This is a genomic window from Stenotrophomonas sp. 3diitr2024 (assembly GCF_042136455.1).
In the GTDB taxonomy this organism is placed as follows: Bacteria; Pseudomonadota; Gammaproteobacteria; order Xanthomonadales; family Xanthomonadaceae; genus Stenotrophomonas; species Stenotrophomonas sepilia.
Window position 1 is genome coordinate 1 of the sequence record NZ_JBHHMJ010000788.1, and the last position, 5,159, is coordinate 5,159.

The 5,159-nt window shown below is 66.4% G+C and carries 4 protein-coding genes; all 4 read right to left on the minus strand.

Annotated features, from left to right (window positions below; translation table 11 throughout):
• Positions 1-37 precede the first annotated feature (37 nt).
• A complete protein-coding gene (locus tag ABGA94_RS20735) occupies positions 38-1,489 on the minus strand; it encodes a sodium:alanine symporter family protein (RefSeq protein WP_262220791.1) in 1,452 nt (483 codons plus the stop codon).
• A 10-nt stretch (positions 1,490-1,499) separates the two neighbouring features.
• Positions 1,500-2,486 carry a hypothetical protein gene (locus ABGA94_RS20740; RefSeq protein ID WP_065179505.1) on the minus strand — a complete coding sequence of 329 codons (987 nt, stop codon included), beginning with the start codon at positions 2,484-2,486 and terminating at the stop codon, positions 1,500-1,502.
• Between the two features lie 182 nt (positions 2,487-2,668).
• The gene (locus tag ABGA94_RS20745) at positions 2,669-3,502 is read right to left on the minus strand and encodes a TrmH family RNA methyltransferase (protein ID WP_005418814.1); all 834 of its coding nucleotides are present in this window, start codon (positions 3,500-3,502) and stop codon (positions 2,669-2,671) included.
• Positions 3,503-5,011: a sodium:alanine symporter family protein gene (locus tag ABGA94_RS20750; protein WP_005418815.1), complete on the minus strand. Its 1,509-nt coding sequence runs from the start codon at positions 5,009-5,011 to the stop codon at positions 3,503-3,505.
• Positions 5,012-5,159: the final 148 nt, after the last annotated feature.

The following is a 5,159-nucleotide window of genomic DNA, read 5'->3' on the forward strand; positions in this document are numbered from 1 at the left end:
GCCCTCGCCCTTGGCGAGGGCTCTGACCCCGATCCTGTCAGCCTTCCCACACGCTGGTGTTGCGCACGCCCAGCAGTTTCGGGTTGAACAGCGGATCCTTGCCGGCCTGGCGATGCTGCTCGTAGTCACGCAGCGCCGCCAAGGCCGGTTTCTGCAGCAGCAGGATGGCGATGATGTTCAACCAGCTCATCAGGCCGACGCCGATGTCACCCAGCGACCAGGCCACCGTTGCACTGTTCACCGCCGAGTACCCGGTCGCTGCCAGGAACAGCAGCTGGAAGCTGCCCATCACCCACGGCGTCGGCCGATCGCGGCACAGATAACTGACGTTGGTCTCGGCCATGTAGTACAGCGCGAGGATGGTGGTGAACGCGAACGGCAGGATCGCCAGCGCTACGAACGAACGGCCGAAGCCCGGGAGCGCGGATTCCACCGCATGCTGCACGAAGCGTGGCCCGGCCTCGACACCCGGCAGATTGCCCAGTAACAGGCGCGCCTCATCCGGAATGCCGTTCACCGCCGGGTCGTAGACGTTGTACAGGCCGGTGGACAGGATCAGGAAGGCGGTCGCACTGCACACCACCATCGTGTCGATGTAGACCGAGAACGACTGCACCAGGCCCTGCTTGACCGGATGCGAGACTTCCGCGGCGGCGGCCGGATGCGCACCACTGCCCATGCCGGCCTCGTTGGACAGCACGCCGCGACGCACGCCCCACTGGATAGCGGTACCGATCATCGCGCCGAACGCTGCGTCCACGCCGAATGCACTGCGCAGCACCAGCATGATCACCTCCGGCACCTTGTCCGCGTTGAGCACCATCACCAGCGCCGCAACCAGCAGGTAGGCCACGGCCATCAGCGGCACCACCCATTCGGCCACGCGCGCAATGCGCCGCACACCGCCGATGAGGATGGCACCCAGCACCACCAGCAGAACCGCGGTGGTGGTCATCACCGGGACGTCCCAGGCTTCGTTCACCGCGCTGGTGATCGCATTGGACTGGGTGCCAGCCAGCATCGCGCCCGCCAGCACCGTCACCAGTGCGAACAGCACTGCATACCAGCGTTGGCCGAGGCCTTTTTCGATGTAATACGCCGGGCCGCCCCGGTACTGCCCCTTGCCGTCGCGATCCTTGTAGATCTGCGCGAGCGTGGATTCGATGAAGGCACTGGATGCGCCAAGGAAGGCGACGATCCACATCCAGAAGATCGCGCCGGGGCCACCGAAGGCGATGGCCATGGCGACGCCGGCGATGTTGCCGACGCCCACGCGGCTTGACAGCGAAATGGACAACGCCTGGAACGGCGACACGCCGGCATCGGAGCGCTCATGGCGGAACATCAGGCGCAGCATGTCCGGCAACGCACGCAACTGGATGAAGCGCGTGCGCACGCTGAAGTACAGGCCGGTGAGCAGGCACAGCACCACCAGGTAGGGACTCCAGACGACGCCAAGGATCGTGTTGACGATGGATTCGATGTTCATCGGCGGCCCCTCAGAAGAACATGCCCAAGGCAATCTGGGGGCTGACGATATGGCTGGTGTTACGGCCCGCCACGCTGAACTCCACGCCGGCGATCAGGCCCAGCGTCGGGCTGAAGTGGTACTCCACGGCCGGCGCCAGGGTGACGCTGCGGCTGGCCGGGCGATGCTCTTCGATCCGTTCGATCGCACCGCTGCTGTTGCGTGCGAAGCCGCTGAGGCGCTGGCCTGTCTCGCGGCTGGCGGCCACCTCCATCACGCCCACCCAACGCGAATTGAAGCTGTACTCGGCGCCGACCGACAGGCCCAGCACCGACCCGCGGGAGATATGTCCCTGGAAGCTGTCATCGGTGCCGTAGACGCTGGTGCCGGATATGGCGGTGCGCGACGGTGCCGGCCCGGCACTGAGCTGGGCACGCCAGCGCACGGGGCGGTCATTGCCCAGCCACACGACCTGCTGCACGCCCAGCGCTGCAGTGGTGCGCTGAACGCCGTCGCCCTGCGCATCGAGCGGATTGCCGGCGATGCGATCGTGGCTGCCGGTGCTGAAACGCTGCACCAGCGCGACCGAGATGGCCGGACGGGTGCCATCGGCATTCGGCGCCTGCAGCAGGTACTGCAGCCGCGCGGTGGTGTCACCGGCACGGAAGCCGCTGCTGCGCGCACCGCCGGACTCCGAGCGCGATGCACTGAGATTGACCTGGCCCATCACCCGGTCGCTGAAGCCATAGATGATCGGCACCACCGTGGCCCATGCACCGCTACGTTGCCCACTGCGGCGGCGATGGCCGCCATCGTCGTAATGATCGCGACTGTCGATCCGCACCAGATAGGGTTCGATGTACCAGTTGCCCTGCGGCAGGCCGGCCGGATTGGGGGTGATCAGCGGGCCGGTGAAGTTGACACCGTCAAGACTGCGTTCGTCAGCCGCTGCGTGGGCACTGGCAAGGACGTTGGCCAGCACCAGCAATGCGACGAGGGTACGGCGAGGATGATGCATGACAGCCACTCCTGGACAGCATGGGATGGAATTCCACCCTGCGTCGCCAGAAGCGGCTGACCAATAAGGAAACTTTCAAAACATCATGCGTGCTTGACGCAATTGCCGGCCCCGGAAGGGGTCAGAGCCCTCGCCTGCGGCAAGGGATCCGACCCCGAACATGGCGAGCCGCTGGGGTCGGATCAGCCGCGACGGCTGGCCCATTGCGCCAGCAGTACCGCCGTGGCCGAGGCTACGTTCAGGCTCTCCACCGCGCCGCTGCCGGGAATCGAGACCTGCAGGTCGCACGCCCCCGCCAGGCTGCGGTCCATGCCCTCGCCTTCGGCACCCATCACATACACCAGGCGGGCCGGTAGCGAGCTGCGGAACACGTCATCACCGCCCTCGACCAGGGTCGCGGCCAGGCCGAAACCGGCTGCGCGCAATTGCGCCATTGCCTGATCGGTCTCCGGCAGCTGCACCAGCGGCACCGCTTCGGCACCGCCTTCGGCAACGCGCGCGGCGGCGCCGGACAGGGCCAGCGTGCTGCCGGCCGGCAACAGCAGCGCCTTGGCACCGAAGTGCGCGGCCGAGCGCAGGATCGCGCCGAGGTTGTGCGGGTTGCCCACGCCATCGAGCCACAGTGCCAGCGCCGGGGCCTCGCCGACCTGCTCCAGCCACTGCGCCAGCGGCAGTGCAGGTGCACGCAGCACATCAGCCACCACCCCTTCGTGATGGGTGGTGCCGGCGAGCTTGTTCAGATCGCCATCCTCGACCACGCGGTAGCCCACGCGGTTGGCAACGCACCACTTCAACAGCGGCTGCAGGCGCGGGATGCGTGCTTCCAGCAGGTACAACTTGCGCAGCGCCTGCGGCCGCGCTTCGAACGCAGCCAGCACGGCATTCAGGCCGTACAGACGCAGCTCATCGCTGCCACCGCGCCCACCACCGCCCGTGGCCGGCACCTCCGGGCGCGGCAACGGCGTTGCGCGCGGCGGACGGGCGGACGGGCGGCGGTTGTTCCAAGGGTTGTTCACTTACACACTCTCCTGCTTGCGCTGGCGCCAGAAATCGGCGTTCTTGATGCCCAGGGCATCAGGGTCGAACACCGGATCCAGGCCCAGCTTCTTCTGTCGTTCGTAGTCACGCAGGGCCAGCATCGCCGGCTTCTGGATGATGAGGATGGCGATGATGTTCAGCCAGGCCATCAGGCCGACGCCGATGTCGCCCAGCGCCCAGGCCAGGGTGGCATTGTGGAACGCGCCGAACACCACCATGCCGATGATGCCCAGGCGCAGCAGCAGCACGGTCAGCGGCCGCTTCCTGTTGTGGTTCACATAGCTGAGGTTGGTCTCGGCCATGTAGTAGTACGCCATGATGGTGGTGAAGGCGAAGAAGAAGATGGCCACCGATACGAACGCCGAACCCCAGCCCGGCAGCACCGCTTCCACGCCGGCCTGGGCGTAACCGGCGCCTTCCGGAATGCCGGCCAGGCCCTGGAAGATCGGCGCGGCGCCCTCCACCGGCGAGTACACGTTGTAGGTACCGCTGGCCAGGATCAGGAACGCGGTGGCGGTGCACACCATCATGGTGTCGAAGTAGATCGCGAAGGCCTGCACATAGCCCTGCTTGGCCGGATGCGAGACTTCCGAGGCGGCCGCTGCGTGCGGGCCCGAGCCCTGGCCGGCTTCGTTGGCGTAGATGCCGCGCTTGATGCCCCACTCCACAGCCAGGCCCATCATCGCGCCGAACGCGGCATGCGTGCCGAAGGCGCTCTTGAAGATGATGCCGAACATTTCCGGCACGCGGTCGTAGTTGATGATCATGATGATGATGGCCATCAGGATGAAACCGGCGGCCATGAACGGCACCACCACCTCGGCGAAGTTGGCGATGCGCTTGACGCCACCGAAGATCACCACGCCCAGCAGCAGCGCCACCACGATGCCGATCCCCAGCTTCAGCGCCTGCACCGATTCCATGCCGAAGGCCTGGCCATCGAGCGGACCGCACAGCGCGGTGCCACGGCAGGCGTTGATGATGCTGTCGGCGATGGCGTTGGCCTGCACGCCCGGCATCAGGAAGCCTGCGGCGATGATCGTGGCGATGGCGAAGGCCAGCGCATACCACTTCAGGCCCATGGCCTTTTCGATGTAGTACGCCGGGCCACCGCGGTAGCGGCCTTCGGCATCCTTGGTCTTGTAGATCTGCGCCAGGGTGCATTCCACGTACGAGGTGGACGCGCCGAGGAAGCCCATCACCCACATCCAGAAGATCGCACCGGGACCGCCGAATGCGATGGCGGTGGCCACACCGGCGATGTTGCCGATACCCATGCGGCCGGCCATCGACATGGCCAGCGCCTGGAACGAGGACACACCGGCGTCGGATTTCTCACCCTTGACGGTGAGGCGGCACATCTCGAGGAACCCCCGGATCTGCATGAAGCGGGTGCGCAGGCTGAAGAACAGGCCGGCGCCCAGGCACACGAAGATCAGTGCCTTGCTCCAGATGATGCTGTTGATGAAGTGTACGGTTGCTTCCACGCGCGCTCTCTCCAGTCGGCGGGTTGTAAGGACGTCCCGTCGGCTGGAGGGGACCGGTCGATTCTCCCTGATCGAAGGCCGCTGCGGTAGCGCCAGAAGACAAGGGGTCGGATCCCTTGCGCGCCGCGCGAGGGCTCCGACCCCGGTT

Bases quoted from the DNA above. Each gene is read 5' to 3' on its own strand.
- ABGA94_RS20735 (WP_262220791.1), bottom strand. From the start codon at position 1,489: ATGAACATCGAATCCATCGTCAACACGATCCTTGGCGTCGTCTGGAGT.
- ABGA94_RS20740 (WP_065179505.1), bottom strand. From the start codon at position 2,486: ATGCATCATCCTCGCCGTACCCTCGTCGCATTGCTGGTGCTGGCCAAC.